Here is an 18370-nt window from a genome sequence, read left to right as displayed (position 1 = left end):
GGTAAATATCTGCCGGTCTACTAGACTAAAAAGCATGACTAACCTCTCCACCCCCCTCCCTATCGAAGAAGCGCGCGAACGCCTGCGCGAGCTCATTAGCGAACTGGCCGTCGTGCGCGGCAAGGTTGTGCTGGCCTCCGGTAAGGAAGCCGACTACTACGTTGATCTGCGCCGGATCACCCTGCACCATGAGGCCTCCCGTCTGGTCGGCCAGGTCATGCTTGACCTGCTGGATTCTGCCGGCATCGAGTTTGACGCCGCAGGCGGCCTGACCATGGGCGCTGACCCCGTCGGCCACGCCATCATGCGCACCGCCGGCGACCAGGGCCGCGCTATCGACACCTTTGTGGTGCGTAAGGCCCAGAAGTCCTACGGCATGGGCCGTCAGGTTGAAGGTCCCTCGGTTGAAGGACGCCGCGTCGTTGCCGTTGAGGACACCTCCACCACCGGTGGTTCCGCTCTTACCGCTGTTGAGGCCCTGCGCAAGGCAGGTGCCGAGGTGGTGGCTGTTGCCGTCATCGTTGACCGGGCCACCGGTGCCAAGGAGCACATCGAAGAGGTTGCGGGCGTTCCCTGCCTCTACGCCTACTCCAAGACCGATTTGGGCCTGGACTAAACTTCTAGAAGAAAACGTTAGCGAAGGAGCCCCCGTGTGGGGCTTCTTTGCCTTGATAAGGGGTATGGGATGAGTGAAGAACACAAGGACGCGCCCGCCACAGCTTTAGCGGGCACAGCCGCTGAGGCCGGGGCTGAGAGCGCCGCTGAGGCAGAGCGCGAAGTGGGGGTTGGCCCCTGGGAAGGGGAGTGGCCAGAGGGGGACCACTGGGATCCGGAGCTGCTGCGCGAGGGCGACCGCCGCAACGTCCTGGACCACTACCGCTACTGGAGCATGGACGCTATCATCGCCGACCTGGATACCCGCCGCCACTCCTTCCATGTGGCGATTGAGAACTGGCAACACGACCTAAATATCGGCACCGTGGTGCGCACTGCCAACGCTTTTTTGGCTAAGGAAGTGCATATTATTGGCAAGCGCCGCTGGAACCGGCGCGGAGCTATGGTCACCGACCGCTACCAGCACGTGCGCCACCACCCCACCGTTGAGGACTTCGTGGCCTGGGCGAAGGGTGAGGGGCTGGCCATTATCGGCATTGATATCTTCCCCGATTCCAAGCAGCTTGAAACCTACGACCTGCCCAAGGACTGCGTGCTGGTCTTTGGCCAGGAGGGGCCGGGTCTGTCAGAGGAGATTCACGCGGCTGCTGAGGCAACCCTGTCTATTGAACAGTACGGTTCAACCCGGTCTATGAATGCTGCAACCGCTGCCGGTATAGCTATGCACGCCTGGATCCGCCGCCATGAGTTCGGCCAGCGGGTGAGCTAGACCTGCCCACCGGCGTCCGTAGGCCAACAATTTGCTGAGTGTCCACGAGAGTCGCGGAGTGCCCACATTGTTCGTGGGCACTCCGCGATTTTCATAAGAACTTGCATTTCTGCAAAATTTTCTTCATAAAGTATTAAACTTGGGGGCACCCCAGGTCTACAATGGCACTGTCAGCCCACAATAGACACGAAAGGACGCGCCATGACCACCCCGCCACCCACACCCCACCAAGCAACCGGGGCCAGCGCGTCCAACCCCCGCAAACTCCTCACAGCCCTGCTCACCCCGCTCTTCATGGCCCTCATGGCCATCTCGGTGGTCAACGTCGCCCTCAGCCCCATCGGCACCTCCCTCAACGCCGGATCCAGCGCCACCCAGTGGGTCGTCTCAGGCTACGCCCTCGCCTTCGGCATCCCCCTCGTCGCCGCCGGCCGCATCGGTGACGCCACCGGCCGCCGCCGCATGTTCACCATCGGCGTTTCCCTCTTCACCCTAGGCTCCCTGCTCAGCGCTATTGCGCCCACCATCGGTGTCCTCATCGCCGCCCGCGTCCTCCAAGGTTTCGGGGCCGGCCTCTTCAACCCCCAAACCACCGGCATCATCCAAGCCAACTTCACCGGCCAGGCCCGCGCCCGCGCCTACGGCATGTTCGGCACCGTCGTGGCGCTCGCCGTCATCGTCGGCCCCGTGCTCGGCGGCTTCCTCATGCAAATCTTTGGGGACTCCCTCGGCTGGCGCATGATGTTCCTCGTCAACGTGCCGATTGGCCTGATCGGGCTTTTCCTGGCCCAGCGCTGGATTCCCCAGGACGCCCCGGCTGGCTCCCGAACCGGCCGCCTCGACCTTGACCCTGTGGGCATGATAAGCCTGGCCCTTGCCATCTTGGCTGTGCTCTTCCCCTTCGTACAACGCAGCCAGGACGCCCTGATTTGGGCTTTACTGCCCCTTGGCCTAGGTCTGCTCCTCTTCTTCATCCTGTGGGAGCGCCGCTACAAGAGGGTTGGCCGCCCGCCCATGCTCGATATCGACCTGGTCACCGCCCCCGCCTTCCGCAACGGAATCATGATCGTGACCCTCTACTTCCTCGGCAACACCAGCATTTGGCTGGTTATCCCCGTGTACCTGCAAAACCACCTGGGCCAAAGCGCCCTCATGGCGGCGGCCGTGACGATTCCCTCCTCGATCCTGTCGGCCTTTGCCGCCCCCTGGGCAGGACGGCGCGTGCTGAGTATGGGGCGGCGCATGGTGATCGGTGGAATCCTGCTGTCGCTCACCTCGGTCATCGCCACCATGCTCACGATCACCCCCATTGAGCAGGGGGATCTGCCGGTCTGGTTCCTGGCGGTACCGCTGATCCTGCTGGGGGCCGGTGGTGGCCTTGTCATTTCACCGAACCAAACCCTCACCCTGGCCTCGGTACCCCCGGCCGTCAGCGGTGTTGCCGGCGGTGTGCTGTCCCTCGGCCAGCGCATGGGCACCGCAATCGGCACCGCCATTATCCCCTCGGTGCTGTACGCCCTCGTTGAAGCCGGCTACCACTGGAATATCGGTCTTATCGCAAGTTTCGGCGCCATCATCCTGACCCTCTCAACCGCCCTGACCTTCACTGTCGCCGACCGCCGCCGGGAACTCCGGGAAAGCGCCTAGGAATATCAGGGGGTAGACGGGGCACTGAAACCCATAAAAAACCAACACCCTAACACCGGCAAACCCAAAAAGCCGGTGTTAGGGTGCTTAAGACCCCCAGAAAGGCATGGTTTTCTGTGGGTTTATGCCCGAAATTAATGTGGGAAACCTACCCTTTCAGGCCCTGCCCTTGGTAAACTGAAAAGCAGGCAGGAGCCCGCCCACCCCGCGTCCTCACCCCAGAGCGACGCCCCGGCGCGGCACCAACTCACCGCGGCCGCCAACCGGGCGGCCCCACAGACCACCAAGGAGTCAGGCATGCCTATCGCAACCCCTGAAGTCTACGCAGAAATGCTCGAAAACGCCCGCGCCAAGGGCTTCGCATACCCCGCCGTCAACGTCACCTCATCCCAGACCCTGAACGCAGCTATCCGCGGCTTCGCAGAAGCAGGCTCAGACGGCATCATCCAGGCTTCAACCGGTGGTGCAGCCTACTGGTCAGGCCCCAACAAGAAGAACATGGTTGTTGGCTCCCTGGCCTTCGCCGCCTACGCCCGCGAAGTTGCCAAGCAGTACGACGTCAACATCGCCCTGCACACCGACCACTGCCCCAAGGACAAGCTCGAAGACTTCGTCCTGCCCCTGCTGGCAGAATCCGAGAAGGCTGTAGCCCGCGGTGAAGACCCCATCTTCAACTCCCACATGTGGGACGGCTCCGCTATCTCCCTGGAAGAGAACCTCGAAATCGCCCAGCAGCTGATCGAGCGCACCTCCAAGGCTAAGCAGGTTCTGGAAGTTGAAATCGGTGCCGTTGGTGGCGAAGAAGACGGCGTTGAAGGCGCTATCGACGACTCCCTCTACACCACCGTTGAAGACGCCATCAAGACCGTTGAGGCTATCGGCCTGGGCGAAAAGGGCACCTACATGGCAGCCCTGACCTTCGGCAACGTCCACGGCGTTTACAAGCCCGGTAACGTTCACCTGCGTCCCGAACTGCTCAAGGAAATCCAGACCGAGGTCGGCGCCAAGTACGGCAAGGGTGAAAAGCCCTTCTTCCTGGTCTTCCACGGCGGTTCAGGCTCCACCGAGCAGGAGATTGCAGATGCAGTGTCCTACGGTGTTATCAAGATGAACATCGACACCGACACCCAGTACGCCTACACCCGCCCCGTTGTGGACCACATGTTCCGCAACTACGACGGTGTGCTCAAGGTTGACGGCGAGGTCGGCAACAAGAAGACCTACGACCCCCGCGTATGGGGTGCAGCTGCTGAAGCTGGCATGGCCGCTCGCGTGGTTGAAGCTGCCCAGCAGCTCGGCTCCGCTGGTACCTCCGGCAAGTAAGCCCTGTAAGCTAGGCTCGTTCGCCTAGACCAAAGGCGCCGGACGCTCCCGCTTGTGCGGGGTGCGTCCGGCGCCTTTGGTCTGTGCCACCGAATGTGCCACTTACTCCCGCATTGGGGGAGTTAGAGTGGCACATTCGGGAATAAGTGGCACATTCGCGGGTGGGTGCGGGGTGCGGACGTCCGCCCCCGGCTAGACGATGGACAGGAAGGTCATGATGTTCACCAGGTTGGTGAAGTCAATGAACATGCCACCGACGATGGGCAGGATGAAGAAGGCCAGCTTAGAGGCCTTGTATTTGGTGACCAGGGAGGCCATATTGGCGATGCCGTTGGGGGTTGCACCCATGCCGAAGCCGCAGTGGCCGGCGGTGAGGATAGCGGCGTCGTAGTCTGCACCCATGGCGCGGAAGGTGACGAAGTTAGCCCAAACCCACATGAGCGCAACCTGGGCCAGCAGCAGCACGATGAGGGGGATAGCCAGCTCGGCCAGCTGCCAGAGCTGCACGTTCATCAGGGCCATTGCCAAGAAGACGTTGAGGCCGATGTTGCCCAAAACTTCGACTTCCTGCTCGGGCACGAGCTCGTGGTATTCCTTGGAGTTGCGGCGGTCGCTGATGTAGCGCAGGGCGATGGCGATAATCATGGGGCCCATGTAGCTGGGGAAGGCGGCGCGGTCGGTGAGCTGGCCGACCAGGTAGTTGAGGGCTTCGGTCAGATAGCTACCGATGAACATGGCGACCAGGATCATGATGAAGCCGTGCAGGACGCTGTCGGCGTCGAGCTTGCGGGGGCGTACTTCCAGCAGGGCGGTGTTGATGTTGACCTGGTGGGAGGATTCTTTTTCAAGCAGGTTGTGCTTGATGATGAGACGGTTGGCAAGGGGGCCGCCCATGAGCGAGCCGGCGATCAGACCGAAGGTTGCTGCGGTGTAGGCGACGGTTTCTGCGCCGGTGACGCCGGAGGCCTCAACGAGCGGGGCGATACCGCCGGAGACACCGTGACCACCGGTCATGGGGGTGGAGCCGGTCATCAGGGCCAGGGCGGGGTCGACGTTCACGACGGGGGCCAGCAGGACGGCCACGATGTTCTGGGCGATACAGAGACCTGTTGCTACCAGCAGGAAGAGGCCGACCTTAGAACCGGCTGACTTCAGCACCTTAAGGGAGGCTCCGTAGCCCACCGAGGTGAAGAAGATGACCATGAAGAAGCTCTGCAGGGTGGTGTCGAACTTAATGGTGAGCACCCCGGTCTGGTTGAGGACCAGGTTGACCAGGGAGAAGAGGAAGCCGCCGATCACGGGTGAGGGGATAGCAAAGCGCTGGAAGAAGTAGAAGCGGTTCTTAATCCACATACCGAGTAGGAGCAGTAGTACTGCCCAGCCGGCGGACTGAACCATGGTCAGTTCAAGCGTCATAGGGGTCTTTCTGTAATTGTGTGATTGCGTGTTTCCACTTCGTCGGGGAAGTTTGACCTTTCACACTATACGGGACGCGAAAAGGGCAAGTGCCCCGGCAGCCCTTGAGTAACTCATGACAGTAGGTCTACGCAGGGGGCGGGGCACTTGCTGTGGGGGTGGGGGCGCTGGGGCTTGCTAGGCTTCGATGCCTACCTTGCCGCCGTCCTTACGCCAGATGACGACGACGGCGGGGCGGGGGGCCTTGCCGGGGCCGTCGGGCCAGGTGGAGCTGGGGTTTTCGACGGTGGCGTCGTCCCCCTCGCCGGGGTGCTGGACGTTGACCATGACGCGCTCGTCGGTGATGATGGGACCGCAGGTTTCGGCGTCCTTGGGGACGGTGAGGAAGCACTTGACCTGGCCGCGGTTCTCACCTTGGGTTTCAACCCCGTAGAGGCCGTCGTGGGTGCCTAGGGCGTTGCCGTCGGTGGAGATCCAGAGGTTGCCGTGGGAGTCGAAGGCCAGGTTGTCGGGGCAGGAGATGGGGGAGACTTTGGTTTTATCGAAGCCTCCGAAGTAGGAGTAGGCTTCTGCCGGGTCGCCGCAGACTAGCAGGATGTTCCAGGTGAAGCTGGTGCCTGCGTGGTCGTCGTCGATTTCCATGACCAGGCCGTTCTTGTTCTCCCGCACCGGGGCGTATTCGGTGACGTCTTCCTTGCTCTTGGAGGCGTTCTCGCCGGTGGCGCCGCGGTACTTGTTGTTGGTCAGGGCCACGTAGGTGAGGCCGGTGACGGGGTTGGTCTGGAAGTCTTCGGGGCGGTCCATCTTGGTTGCTCCGACGGTGTCAGCAGCCAGGCGGGTGTAGACGCAGACCTCTTCGGGGGTGAAGCCGTCGACGTGGGATTCGGCGCTGCCGTCCTCGTGGACGGTGACGAGCGGGTGCCAGGTGCCGGTGCCGTCGAAGGCTCCGTCCTCGGGCAGGGTGGCGTCACCGTCAAGTTCGGTGGCGGGGGAGTTGCCCTGTAGGGACGCCACATAGAGGGTTCCAGCGTCCAGGATAGTCATGTTGTGGGCGGTGTCGCCGTCCTTGATTGTGCGGGTGGAGACGAACTTATAGATGTATTCGAAGCGCTCGTCGTCGCCGGAGTAGCAGACTACGGTGCCGTCGCTGGTGACGTGCACGTTGCCGGCCTCGTGCTTGAAGCGGCCCAGGGCGGTGTGCTTGACGGGGGTTGATTCGGGGTCGAAGGGGTTGATTTCGACGATGTAGCCGAAGCGGTTGACCTCGTTGGGTTCGGTGGCCAGGTCAAAGCGGGGGTGGAACTTCTCCCAGAGGCGTTCGGTGGCTCCCTCCTTCACGCCCATGCGTTTGGTGGCTTCGAGGGCGCGGCCTTCAAGGGCCTGGACGTTGGCGAAGTACTGGTCGATGTTTTCTTCACCCGAGAGGTAGGTGCCCCAGGGGGTGACGCCGCCGGAGCAGTTGTTGAGGGTGCCGAGGACGGTGGTGCCGTCGGGGTCTTTGCTGGTTTTGACCAGGTCGCTCCCGGCTGCCGGGCCGGTCAGGGTGAAGGGGGTGGTGGCGGTGATACGGCGGTTGAGGGGTGCGCCGACCAGGGCCTTGAGGTCACCGGATCCGGCTACCTTTTCTACCTCAAGCACGGTCTGACCGTGGGCTGCCAGGCCGATGTTGACCTGTTCCTCGGTGGGGTTTTCGGGGTTGTAGTTGGGGTGCATTTGCGGTTCGGTGGTGTACTCGTGGGAGCAGACGTAGACCAGGCGGTTGCTGTCGCTGGGGTGCTCTAGCAGGCCGGCGAAGTCGTTGTTGAAGCCGAACTGGCGTTCCTGGGCGGCGGCGGTTTGCTGGTTGATGTCAAAGGCCGGGGCGTCGGAGAAAACGGGGTCGCCCCAGCGGATCAAGACCTTAGAGGTGTAGCCTTCAGGCACCACAACGGTGTCTTCGGTGTTGGGTTCAACGGGGGTGAATTGTAGGCCGGCGCTATTGAGGATTTCGGTGAGGGAGGGGGACGCGGCAGCTGAGGGTGCGCTCGCTGAGCTGGTAGCTCCGGTGGTGGTGCTGGGGGCGCAGGCGGTGACGCCGACGGCGAGGGTGAAGAGGCCACCTGCGCGGAGGGCGGAGCGGCGGGTGATATCGCCGAAGTATTCGTTGGAGGATGTGTTGCTGCATTTGCCGAAGCAGGCGTTGCCGCACTTGTAGGTGCAGGTGAGGGACGAGCGGGATGAGAAGAAGTTGGTGAGGAGGTTCTTGCCGATGAGTGACATGGGGTGTCTGTTTCTTTCGGTGTGTTGCTTGTGATGGGAGCAGGTGTTGACGTGGGGAAACACCTACCCGGTTACTGTAGGGGTGCGGGGTGTCCGCGGGGTAAGCCCCAGGTTGCGCCCCGGTGAATTGCGTGTGAAGGCCGGGGCGGACGTCCGCCCCCTGCTAAAACACAAAAAGGGCGGTTTTGGGGAGTTAGAGGCGCTTGGTTATGGTGCTATCTCCCAAAATGGGGTGTTTTTGGGAGATAGAGTGGCATAGGATTACCTGTAACTACCAAAAAGATGAGATTTTGGGAGATAAGGGAGCATGAAAAAATACCGGAGCCTCAAATCCATTTTTCACCAGTTCGACCGGCAGGCTGCTGAAAGGTTCGCGCAGGAACGCCGCGAGATGGGCTACGAAACTGGCTTTATGGTGGGCGAGCACCGCCTGTTCTATGCTGTGACCCCTCAGCTTCTTCTTCTGCAGGAACAGATTCTGCTGAATGAGAGAACGCTTGAAGAGCTAGCAGCTAGCCTTCCTGCGACTGCCCGGGCGAGTTATCTTTATGAACTCATTACTCAGGAAATCTCAGCGACGAACGAGATTGAGGGGGTGCGGTCCACTCGGCAGGAGATACAAGAGGCTCTCGACGCTGAACCTTCTGACAATAAAAAGTTTAGAGAGATAGCCCGTCTCTACGTGGAGCTCTCACAGGGCAAGATTGAGGCCCCGCGCACGTTAGAAGAGATACGAGTAACGTACGACCGTCTCTTCGGCGCAGAGATTGCCGATGAGGATCGGCCTGACGGCAGATTGTTTAGGGCTGGCCCTGTCTATGTGCATGATGGCTCAGGCAAGATTATTCATGCCGGTGCTCGCGACGAAGAGGCCCTTGAACAGCAGCTGCAGGCTATGTTCGACCACCTTGAAAGCACCGAGGTGCCCTTTCTCCCTTCTAGAGCTGTCTCGCACTTTATGTTTGAGGCGGCCCACCCCTTCTATGACGGTAATGGGCGGTTTGGGCGTTTTCTGTTGAGCGCCCAGCTGCAAGAGGTACTCTCTGCCTACACAGTGCTTACGCTGTCACGCGTTGTGAACCAGAAAAAAGAGGAGTACCACAGGGCCTTCAGCGATGTTGAAGAGCCCCTTAACTACGGTGAGGCTACCTCTTTTGCCCATGTCATTCTAGGGTTTATTTATGATGCCCAGTGTGAGCTTCTGGATGACTTTAGGCAGAAGAGAGAGCTTATAGAGTCACTGCGGGAACGGGTTGACGGCCTCAAAGACGGTAGTTTTGAACTGGCGTCTGGCGCATATGAAGTGCTTTTCATCGTAGGGCAGACCTACCTTTTGAGCGGTGGTCGCGGGCTTTCCTGGGATGAGCTGACCCAGGTGTTAGAAAAGTCGCGCAACACGGTTCGGGCCTACCTCGTTGAACTAGAGCAGCAAAAACTCATTGAGCGCACCTCGTCCCGCCCCCTGCGTGTGCGGTTGAGCGAGTCCGGCAAGGCCCTGCTTTTCCCCGAGCACGCGTAGACTTTTTGTAGTTACAAGAATTTGAGTTGAATGGAGTAACCATGTCACTTGCCGGTAAGAACCTGCTGGATGGCCCCGCCCCCACCTTCCTGCCCGAAGAGCCCGAGCTGACGGCCCGCGTCCGCGCCGGTGAGGCCCCCGCTGACCTTGCGCAGGCCTTCCCCAAGTCCTCCCTGGCCTGGGCCCTGCTAGCCGAAGAAACTCTGAAGGCTGGTAAGACTCTTGAAGCCTACGCTTACGCTCGCGTGGGTTACCACCGTGGCCTGGACGCCCTGCGCGGCAACGGCTGGCGCGGGCACGGCCCGATTCCGGTTAGCCACGAGCCCAATCGGGGCTTCCTTAAGGCCCTGCTGATTCTGGGTCGGGCCGCCGCCGCCATCGGTGAGGCGGACGAGGCTGAGCGTATCGAGAAGTTCCTGAACGACTCCGATCCTGCGGCTGCTGCCGAGCTGGCCTAGCGGGGGTCTGTCCGTCCTGCTTGCAGTGCCTACCCTTAAGCATTTGGTGCCGGGGTGGGTTAGAAAGCAGAAAGGCTTGGGTCTTGCCCCTGCTCTGACGTGGGCGTAGTGTGGGTTTTACCTATTCAATGACGATGAGATGGGAGAACCCCACATGCGTATTGGCGTACCCCGCGAAATCAAGCCCCAGGAGCAGCGCGTTGGCCTTACCCCCGATGGCGTGCTGGCCCTGACTCAGGCTGGCCATGACGTCCTGATTGAGAAGGACGCCGGGCTCGGCGCAGGCTTTCCCAACGAGGAATACGAGAAGGCAGGCGCTACCCTGGTCAGCCAGGACGAGGCCTGGAACCAGGCTGAACTGTTGGTGAAGGTCAAAGAGCCGATTGAGTCTGAGTACAAGTACCTGCGTGAGGATCTCACCCTTTTCACCTACCTGCACCTGGCTGCCGATAAGCCCCTGACCGAGGCTCTGCTGGCTGCGAAGACCCGCGCTATCGCCTACGAGACGGTGCGTAACGGACGCGCCCTGCCCCTGCTGCTTCCCATGAGTGAGGTTGCGGGCCGCCTGGCTGCTCAGGCGGCAACCCAGTACAGCCTGGCAACCGAGGGTGGTCAGGGTATTCTGCTGGGCGGCGTACCCGGTGTTGCCCCCGGCCGTGTGGTGGTTCTCGGTGGCGGTAACGTGGGTACCCACGCCGCCAAGCTGGCGGTGGGCGCTGGCGCTGAGGTCACCATTCTTGAGGGCTACGGCCCCCGCGTGCGGGAACTGTCTGACCTATTTGGCTCCACCGCGCGCGTGCTGAACTCCACCCCCGCCAATATTGAGCGTGAAATCGCTGAGGCCGATGTGGTGATCGGGTCGATTCTGGTTCCCGGTGCTAAGGCTCCTAAGGTTGTGCGCCGCGAGCACCTGAAGACCATGAAGCCCGGCACCCTGCTGATTGACGTTGCTATTGACCAGGGCGGTTGCTTCGAGACCTCCCGCCCCACCACCTACGCTGACCCGATTTTTGAGGTGGACGGCATCCGCCACTACTGCGTTGCCAACATGCCCGGTGCCGTGCCCCGCACCTCGACGATCGCCCTGACCGATGCCACCCTGCCCTATGTGCTGAAGCTGGCTGCTGGTGTGGACGAGGCTCTGGCCAAGAACCCCGACCTGGCCCTGGGCCTGAATACCGACGCTGGCAAGATTACTTTCCCCGGCGTGGCTGAGGCCTTCCCCGAGCTGCCTGCCGCTTAGGCGTTAGACGCAAGTTTCAAGGGTGCGGACGCCCGCCCCACCTTCCTGCTGTGTAGCAGGGGAGTGGGGCGGGCGTCCTTATTATGTGGGTGCTAGGCGCTGTGCTTGCTGCTATAGGGTGGGCTCATTGGCTGACCCCATCGGAAGAAGATAAAAAGAAGGGTAAAGACTATCGCCTGGACAAGCAGAATGCCTGTGGTGCTGGCAGCGTAGCTTTCGGTGAAGATGCGTTCTTGGAGGAAGACGGTTATCAGCATCGCAGCAAATATGCAGAGAATAGTTGCCAGCAGGGAAAAAAACTGCTGTTTGCCTTTGCTGGGTATGTGTAGACCTGTGTAACCGAAAGCGAAAATAACGATGGCAACCATGCGGAACCAAAAGCTGTCATAGCGGTTGGCCCAAGCGAAAAGGCTAAGGCCAAAGGCCATTACGACAGAGGAACCTGTAGATACACCGAAGACTAACTTTTCGGTGGAGGAATTAGTCATGAGCGACTCTCTTCTCTTCAATGGGGTGGTAGCCGGGGGTGACGAATCGGTGGAAGATGAAGGTGGTGACTGCCAGGAGGGGAAGGCGCCAGGTGGCACTGGCGGGATCGTCCAGGCCGGGGTAGAGCAGGGCAAGGACAGCCACTGCGAAAACCGTCTGGGAGGCGTAAGCGTAGCTTGCAGGGAGGGTTCGTTTCGCTGAGGACATACGGCGGTTGGCGTAGATACCGAAACCTACGCAGCAGAAGACAAGAACCATATTGAGCAGGTGGGCCTGGAAGATGAGGCTGGCTGCGAGAGCCGTGAAGAGGGCTGTAATGGTGAGGGCTTGTAGCCAGCTGCTGCCGATACGTTCCTCGTAGAGATAGGGTGCGGACGCCTGCTGCACGGCCGGGCGGGGCGCGAGAGTCGTTTGGGTCATGGGAATCTCCTCCTTGAGATTTCTACCATTGTAGAACTGTGAGCTCTAGTCAGGCTAGGGGTACCTGTTATTTTTCGTTGGGTATGGCGGTAACCTCCTTGTTGTCTGCCTACTCCCCTAATTATATCATTGCTTACTATTTTGGAGGGTAGAGAAAAGGTCGCAACCTTCTGGTTGCGACCTTTTCTCATTACACACACATTTTTCGCACCGTTCCCTTGCGGGAGGGGCTTCAGAGGTACACACATTCTCTGAAAAGGATGATTGCTCATCTCAGGGAGATTCTCACTCTCTTGAGGTGGCGAGGTTTTCTCTCCTCGTCCTCATGTCTTTAACTATGGCAGGGGAACCTTTGAAGAGAGTTCGGGAAAGCTGTGTGAAACCTATGAAAATAGTTGTATCGTGAAGTTTTTGGGGTGATGTCAAGCAGAGGCTAGGCATAACAGCTGGTTGTTTGAATTTTTTGAGACTGGGGAATCGCACCCCGGCACCAGTTAACTTGCCTGCTGCCGGGGTGCCGTTTTAGGAATCAGCTATGCCTTATCGGAGTTTTCCTGGGCAATTTCGTCGAGGGTTCGGAGGGTGCCGTCCTCGTCGCTTCTAAAGAAGTCTTTACCATAGACCAGCGCTACCAGGATGATACCGGCAACAAAGCCCCAGGTTGCGCCCTGGGTAGCGAGGATTGCTCCGGTGACACCGGCAATGCCAAGGTCTTTCTGATTGCGGGCTTCCATGATGCCAACGCGGATGCTGACGAAGCCCTGAATAATCAAGGTGAGGGCCAGCCCAACAGCAAGGATCGGCTCAACCAGGGTGATAATCGGCAGAAGGAGCAGGCCGGTATTGGTGCCCCAACGGAAGGAACCTGCCCCACCGAAGATCGAGCTCATGGCTTTCTTGCCCTGCTTGTAACGTTCCACGATAACGACGTGCATAGCAGCCCATAGGGGGCCACACATAGCAACGTCGGGTCCGATGACGCTCATGATGGCGTTACGGCCGCCAAAGATGAGGTGGGCCCGGTTGGGGTTGTAGACGACAGCTTCGTCCTTACGGACTTCATCAGCTTCGCTAAGGATTGATTTGGCTTGGAGGACGTCACCAAAGACGACAATATATGCCGCGAGCATGGTCGGGATAGCGGACAGGAACATGCTGGCTGGGGGAAGACCGAGGCCGAAGACGGTGTAGTCCTGCCATAGCCCGGCGAAATCGGGGGAGCTGAAGCCCCATTCAATCTTGGGCCAAGGGGCTTCTCCTACCAGGGGCGCGACAACAACGGCTACGAGGATAGAGGGTAGTATGCCTAGTGAAGCTAGGAAACGCCAGCCTGCGCCACGTTCACGGAGGCTTGCAAAGGCTTTGGAGTACATGAGGAAGAAGGCAAGGCCTACCGCGATACTGATGGTGATGGGGAAGAGATGGAACCGCCCACCTTCCTTGAAGACGGAATGGATGGCGGCGAAGCCAGCACCGATGATGATGCCTGCACGAAGGGCAGGGGGAATAATGCTCACGACTCTTGAAGCCATGCCTGTTGCGCCGAGGGCAATGGAGAATATACCAAGGAGTAGCTGGAAGGATATAAGGGCGTGGACGCGTTCAGGCCCTTCTGGGAATCCCTGAACGTAGAGAATCAGCAGGGGAATTGCGGGGGTAATCCAGCCGGGGACGACGGGGTCGCCGAGAAGGTGATGGGTGAGGTAGAGCAGGCCGTTGAGGAGAACGACGGCGAGAGCTACTTCGAAGGGCATACCGAGGGCGTCAACCATGAGGGGGATAGCTGCCAGGTCGACAGCGCACATGAAGAGGCCTTGGACGTAGTCTTGCCATTCAAAGCGGTAGTGGATGAAAGGAAGACGGATTTTGAAGGGACCGGCTTTCCAGTGGGGAGGTACCTGCCCGATTCCGTCGGGGTGGTTATGTGCTTGCATGTCACATCCTTGTGAGTGCTGATGATAGTTGTTTCGGGGTGAGCTGGGCTTTACCCGACGAGGTGACTTTACTCCTGGAAGAAAGGGGGACGCCAGTTAGTTGACAGATATGACGTTTGCGGGTGGCTAGAGGCAGGTAGAGCTGAGCTTACAGACTGTTAAACGTAATCTTTTACCGGTATAAATCTGGTAGTAAACCCGGCAGGCCAAAAGAGCTGCAGAAATTCATAAATCTAGTTATGCTGCATCTATGGCGACTACACCGGCGTTTAATTTGAAGGCAGATATCATTTACCCCAGCCTGACAATCCCTGTTGACTACGAGAAACGCAGGGTCTGGCTGTTTCGGGCTTTGCCTGATGAAGATAACCGGAGGGCCCCTGCAGGGCTAACCTATGATGATGAGCTAGAGTCGCACTACTCATTTACTAACCGGGTCATTAACCACAAGCGGGTGAGGCCGGGCGATTTGGTTTTGCTCCGTGACAACCAGGTGCTCTTGGGCGCTGCTGTTATTGAAAGCCTGAATATCAGATCCCACCTGCATGAGAAACTGTGTTGCCCCCGGTGTGGCAGTAGCAAACTGACTTTCCGCAAGAAACAACAGGACTGGCGTTGTGATGGTCCTTGTCTGAAACGGGATGGGCTGGATCCTGATGTAAGGTCTGTGACTGAGCCCGTCGTTCAGCAGGAGGAGGGAACAGCATATACTGCTGAGTTTGGTGATACCTGGTCAGATTTGGCCGGTGCGCTGGTTGCTTCTGAGATGCCTCAGCTTTCTGATAAGTGGAATAAACAGAACAGTATTGTTGAGTTGAATCCGGTGAAGGTTCTGCATTTCCTTGAGTCTTTACGGTTCTCATTGCGGAGCCAGGTCAGCGTTTTGGAGGGGATTTCCTCCCCAATTGTTCAGGGTGGTTTTGTTGAGCGGACGGTAAGGGCTCGGCGTGGGCAGACCCAGTTCCGTGCCCAGCTCGTCCGGAAATTTGGTGCTAGGTGTGCCTTTACAGGCCCCTGTTATGTGGCGGCTTTGGATGCGGCGCATTTGTATTCGTATGCTGATGTTGGGGAGCATAAGGACGGCGGTGGCCTGCTGATGCGGAGTGACGTGCACCGTTTGTATGACAAGGGTCTGGTGGCGGTTACTTCGAAGAACCGGGTGGCTCTGCATGAGGACTTGTTGAAGAGTCAGTATGCCGAACTTCAGGATCAGGTTTTGCAGGTTCCTGTGGGCCGGGAAGAGAAAATGCTTCTCGCAAAGCATTACGAGAAGCATTCAAACCATCTGGTAGCTGGTTAGAACAGAGAATCTTCGGGTGGCTCTGGAACCGCATTTAGTTCAGGAGCTATTTCTCGTTCAAGTCCGAAATGCCGGCGGTTGATAGCCTTGCCGAGGGCGTTTGGAATACCAACGACGAGGGCGTTACCCATGCAGAACGCGCGGTGTCCATCGGTGAGTCCAGCATCTGTCCAGCCTTTGGGGAAGCCTTGAATCTGGTCTAGCTCGTCCGGGACCAAACGGCGAAGGCGCCCAGATGGGGTTTCGACAACGTGCTTAAAGCGAGATGCACCTGCTCCGCCTTCACCCGTCAGGATGGTGCGGGCCGGGCGATCTAGGGGATCGGGGAAGGACATGCTGCCCTCCGAATAGGTGTATTTGAAACCACTGGCTTTATTGATACGTTCCTCTTTTTTCCCGCCCTTGAGGTATTCCCAGGCATGGACTTTACTAGGTTCAATAAAGAACTGATCAGGCACTTCAGTTTCATCGACAACAATATCGCCCAAAGTCAGATACTTACCTGTATATAGAGCTTCTGGTTTAGCGGTGTAAACCTTACCGTGCTGCATGACACCGGCTTCTTGGAACCGTGAGGTTTTAGCGCCTAGGCCAAAGCTTTGAGTCACTTCAAAGGGGTCAGAGCTGATACTAAAGTTATCTTCCCGAGTCAGGTTCTGAGTGATAGGGAAGGCCTCAGCAAAAACTCCTTCGGTGCGCAGGTTTGTTTCTAAATCCCATGATGCATCGGTGAGTTCTGCGTAGATATATACACGTTTGCGCTTTTGGGGGTGGCCGTAGTCAGCTGCATTAATGACTCGCCATTCAACGGAGTACCCCAGTGAGTAGAAGCAGGAAAGGATAATCGCAAAGTCACGGCCACGCTGTTTCGAGGGTGATTTCAGTAGTCGGTCTACATTTTCGAGGACGACGTAGCGAGGCTTCTTCATCTCTAGCGCACGGTAGATATCCCACCAGAGCACTCCCTTTTTGCCTTCAATGCCGTGTGACTGAGATAAGGGCTTGGAGACAGAGTAGTCTTGGCAGGGGAAGCCGCCAACGAGCATATCTGCGTCTGGAATAGTGATTTCACCATTCTCGGCCATGGTGAGAGCTTTATTGATGTCTTCGTTGAGGAAGTTTTCTTCACCAAAACGTGCAACGTAGCAACGGGCAGCAAACTGTTTGGTGGGGGTTCCTGGGGGTTCCCACTGGTTAGCCCAGACTGTCTCAAAGCTGCCGGCTGAGGGCAGGGTAAACCCATCTTTGTTGTAGCCTTCGAAGCCCAGGCGGAAGCCGCCGACGCCCGCGAAGAGCTCGATGATGCGAATCGGCTGGTCAGCCACTCGGAACCTCCTGCTATAAATGCTTAACTCTACGAGTATAGATCAGAATGTATGTTCTGATCAATTCTATGTGATAAACATCTATAATTTAGGTGCTTTCTGCTTTCGTCGAGCGAAATGAGTTTAGAGAATGGCCAATGAATTCACCAGGGAGTCTTTGGAGTCCCTCCTAGATGCAGCTATGGGCAGGACGCTGGGGGAAGTTGATAGCAAGCGTCTTATTGATCGTTATGTGGAAAGCCGTCCTGACCGTGTGGTCAAGGGGGTTCCTGGCGATATCATCGAACAATCTGTCCTTGGCCTCCCCAAAGATTCTCTCCAGAAAGCTGACCTCTTGGTTGACGGGATTCCAACGGAGCTGAAGGTAACTGGGGTCTATAAACGTGGGGAAGGGAGGAAAGCGGAGTATCACGCCAAGGAACGTCTTACGATAACTAACGTGAATTACTCTGGAGTCGTTCAAGAGAGTTTCATAGACTCCCATCTGTGGGAGAAGATTCAGAATATCTTGCTGGTGTACTACCAGTATGGTGACGCCCGTGCGCTCTCGACTGAAGACTACAGAAAATTCCGGTACTTGCTCTACTCAAATCTTCACTTCAGTGATGAAGAAAGAGAGATTATCAAGTCAGATTGGGAACAGGTCCACGGTTTCTTCGCCTCTGAGCGTGGCCAGCATGTTATTAGACAGCTTCAGGACTCTCAAACTGACGACGAAGAACGTCGAGCCCTGAGGGCAGAGCTATCCGCTACCCTTGGTGGGCTGATGTATCTAGAGGTTGCTCCTAAATTTCCTCGTGCCCGGTTGGCTATAAAAAACTCGTACTTCAAAGTAAAGACAAAAGAAATATTTAGCGCGAAAGCATCACAGCAGAAACTGGCAGGGGTTTCTGGTTATTCAGATTTGCTCCAACAGATTTCTAAGTCTGTAGCACCTTATGTTGATATGAAGCTAGGAGATATCGCTAAAGAAGCGGCAGAAGCTAAATCTTCTACTCTTGCTGACCGAATCAGCAAAGGGGCAACCAACTACATACTCGGGTACATGCTTACTGGAGATTACGTTAAAGCTACTTCTATTGAAGAGCTTGCTAAAGCTGGTTTCATCGTTAAGGCAATACCCATCAAGGACACCGGCCATAAGAAGGAGGATTCTAAACTTACTCCGGTCGTATTCTCAGAATTTGAGGATGATACAGCTTTCGAGGATTCAACACTTTTTGATTACCTTTTTAGTCATAGGTTCTTATGCGGGGTCTTTGAACGTCATCAGGGGAAGGATAGGAGCCTAGATATCTTCAGGGGTGTTAAGGTTGTTGAATTTTCAGACAACATGTTTGAAGAATCTGCCCTGAGAGTTTGGGAGACAATGCGTCGCATGTACCTTCAGCAGGAGATGACCACTCACTTGGCTCTGCGAAAAGATGGAACGGTTATCTATAACAAAAACGGTTTCCCAAAGATGGGGAACAACCTACCTAAGTCCAAAGAATATGAAATCTTTATCAAGGGTACGAGCGGAGATTCATCGAAGAAACCGTTAGTCCTTAACGGACATGCCTTTTACAATCTGGATTATTGGATAAAGGGTTCCCTCATGGTTGAGTTACTGAATAAATCTGAGTTCCTTTAGGGAGAGTGATTCAAAAAATC

15 protein-coding genes are annotated in these 18370 nt (G+C 57.6%); 9 read left to right on the top strand and 6 right to left on the bottom strand.

The annotated features are described in order from the left end of the window. Positions 1–34 precede the first annotated feature (34 nt). The 4 genes from pyrE (at position 35) to fbaA (ending at position 4354) form a co-directional block, all read left to right on the top strand. Positions 35–616: an orotate phosphoribosyltransferase gene (gene pyrE, locus ACMXX3_RS05010; protein ID WP_421083658.1), complete on the top strand. Its 582-nt coding sequence runs from the start codon at positions 35–37 to the stop codon at positions 614–616. A gap of 69 nt (positions 617–685) precedes the next feature. Continuing rightward, positions 686–1384, top strand: coding sequence for a TrmH family RNA methyltransferase (locus ACMXX3_RS05005; protein ID WP_421083657.1), 699 nt, complete (start codon positions 686–688; stop codon positions 1382–1384). Between the two features lie 201 nt (positions 1385–1585). Then, positions 1586–3031, top strand: a complete 1446-nt coding sequence (locus ACMXX3_RS05000; protein ID WP_421083656.1) for an MFS transporter — start codon at positions 1586–1588, stop codon at positions 3029–3031. Positions 3032–3328: 297 nt separating this feature from the next. Continuing rightward, complete coding sequence (gene fbaA / locus ACMXX3_RS04995; protein WP_421083655.1) at positions 3329–4354, top strand: class II fructose-bisphosphate aldolase; 1026 nt, start codon at positions 3329–3331, stop codon at positions 4352–4354. Positions 4355–4546: 192 nt separating this feature from the next. Here fbaA and gltS read toward each other — a convergent pair whose 3' ends face one another. After that, positions 4547–5770 (bottom strand): sodium/glutamate symporter, encoded by a 1224-nt coding sequence (gene gltS, locus ACMXX3_RS04990; RefSeq protein WP_421083654.1) that lies wholly within the window; start codon positions 5768–5770, stop codon positions 4547–4549. 177 nt (positions 5771–5947) lie between these two features. Next, positions 5948–8029 (bottom strand): PhoX family protein, encoded by a 2082-nt coding sequence (locus ACMXX3_RS04985; RefSeq protein WP_421083653.1) that lies wholly within the window; start codon positions 8027–8029, stop codon positions 5948–5950. Positions 8030–8336: 307 nt separating this feature from the next. Between ACMXX3_RS04985 and ACMXX3_RS04980 the strand changes: the two genes are divergently transcribed. The 3 genes from ACMXX3_RS04980 to ald all read left to right on the top strand — a co-directional run bounded on the left by ACMXX3_RS04980 (position 8337) and on the right by ald (position 11249). Continuing rightward, a complete protein-coding gene (locus ACMXX3_RS04980; protein ID WP_421083652.1) occupies positions 8337–9548 on the top strand; it encodes a Fic family protein in 1212 nt (403 codons plus the stop codon). Positions 9549–9589: 41 nt separating this feature from the next. Continuing rightward, positions 9590–10006 carry a DUF3151 domain-containing protein gene (locus tag ACMXX3_RS04975; protein WP_421083651.1) on the top strand — a complete coding sequence of 139 codons (417 nt, stop codon included), beginning with the start codon at positions 9590–9592 and terminating at the stop codon, positions 10004–10006. Between the two features lie 154 nt (positions 10007–10160). Then, a complete protein-coding gene (gene ald, locus ACMXX3_RS04970; RefSeq protein ID WP_421083650.1) occupies positions 10161–11249 on the top strand; it encodes an alanine dehydrogenase in 1089 nt (362 codons plus the stop codon). A gap of 92 nt (positions 11250–11341) precedes the next feature. On the opposite strand, the gene ACMXX3_RS04965 is transcribed toward ald, so the two are convergent. The 3 genes from ACMXX3_RS04965 to ACMXX3_RS04955 form a co-directional block, all read right to left on the bottom strand. Beyond that, positions 11342–11737, bottom strand: a complete 396-nt coding sequence (locus ACMXX3_RS04965) for a hypothetical protein (protein ID WP_421083649.1) — start codon at positions 11735–11737, stop codon at positions 11342–11344. Continuing rightward, positions 11730–12158, bottom strand: a complete 429-nt coding sequence (locus tag ACMXX3_RS04960; RefSeq protein WP_421083648.1) for a hypothetical protein — start codon at positions 12156–12158, stop codon at positions 11730–11732. The genes ACMXX3_RS04965 and ACMXX3_RS04960 overlap by 8 nt, the downstream gene beginning before the upstream one ends. 533 nt (positions 12159–12691) lie before the next feature. Continuing rightward, positions 12692–14092 carry a hypothetical protein gene (locus ACMXX3_RS04955; RefSeq protein ID WP_421083647.1) on the bottom strand — a complete coding sequence of 467 codons (1401 nt, stop codon included), beginning with the start codon at positions 14090–14092 and terminating at the stop codon, positions 12692–12694. Positions 14093–14342: 250 nt separating this feature from the next. Here ACMXX3_RS04955 and ACMXX3_RS04950 point away from each other — a divergent pair, with 250 nt between their 5' ends. Further along, entirely contained in the window at positions 14343–15392 is a 1050-nt protein-coding gene (locus ACMXX3_RS04950) for an HNH endonuclease (RefSeq protein ID WP_421083646.1), read from the top strand. Here ACMXX3_RS04950 and dcm read toward each other — a convergent pair. After that, complete coding sequence (gene dcm / locus ACMXX3_RS04945; RefSeq protein WP_421083645.1) at positions 15389–16717, bottom strand: DNA (cytosine-5-)-methyltransferase; 1329 nt, start codon at positions 16715–16717, stop codon at positions 15389–15391. The genes ACMXX3_RS04950 and dcm overlap by 4 nt on opposite strands. A 130-nt stretch (positions 16718–16847) precedes the next feature. Between dcm and ACMXX3_RS04940 the strand changes: the two genes are divergently transcribed. After that, on the top strand, positions 16848–18350 hold the full coding sequence (locus ACMXX3_RS04940) for a MutH/Sau3AI family endonuclease (RefSeq protein ID WP_421083644.1): 1503 nt from the start codon (positions 16848–16850) through the stop codon (positions 18348–18350). Positions 18351–18370 lie beyond the last annotated feature (20 nt).

It is taken from the genome of Rothia nasimurium (assembly GCF_049068285.1).
GTDB lineage: Bacteria > Actinomycetota > Actinomycetes > Actinomycetales > Micrococcaceae > Rothia > Rothia nasimurium_I.
The sequence above is the reverse complement of the archived record's forward strand: the minus strand, read 5'-3'. Positions and strand labels throughout refer to the sequence as shown.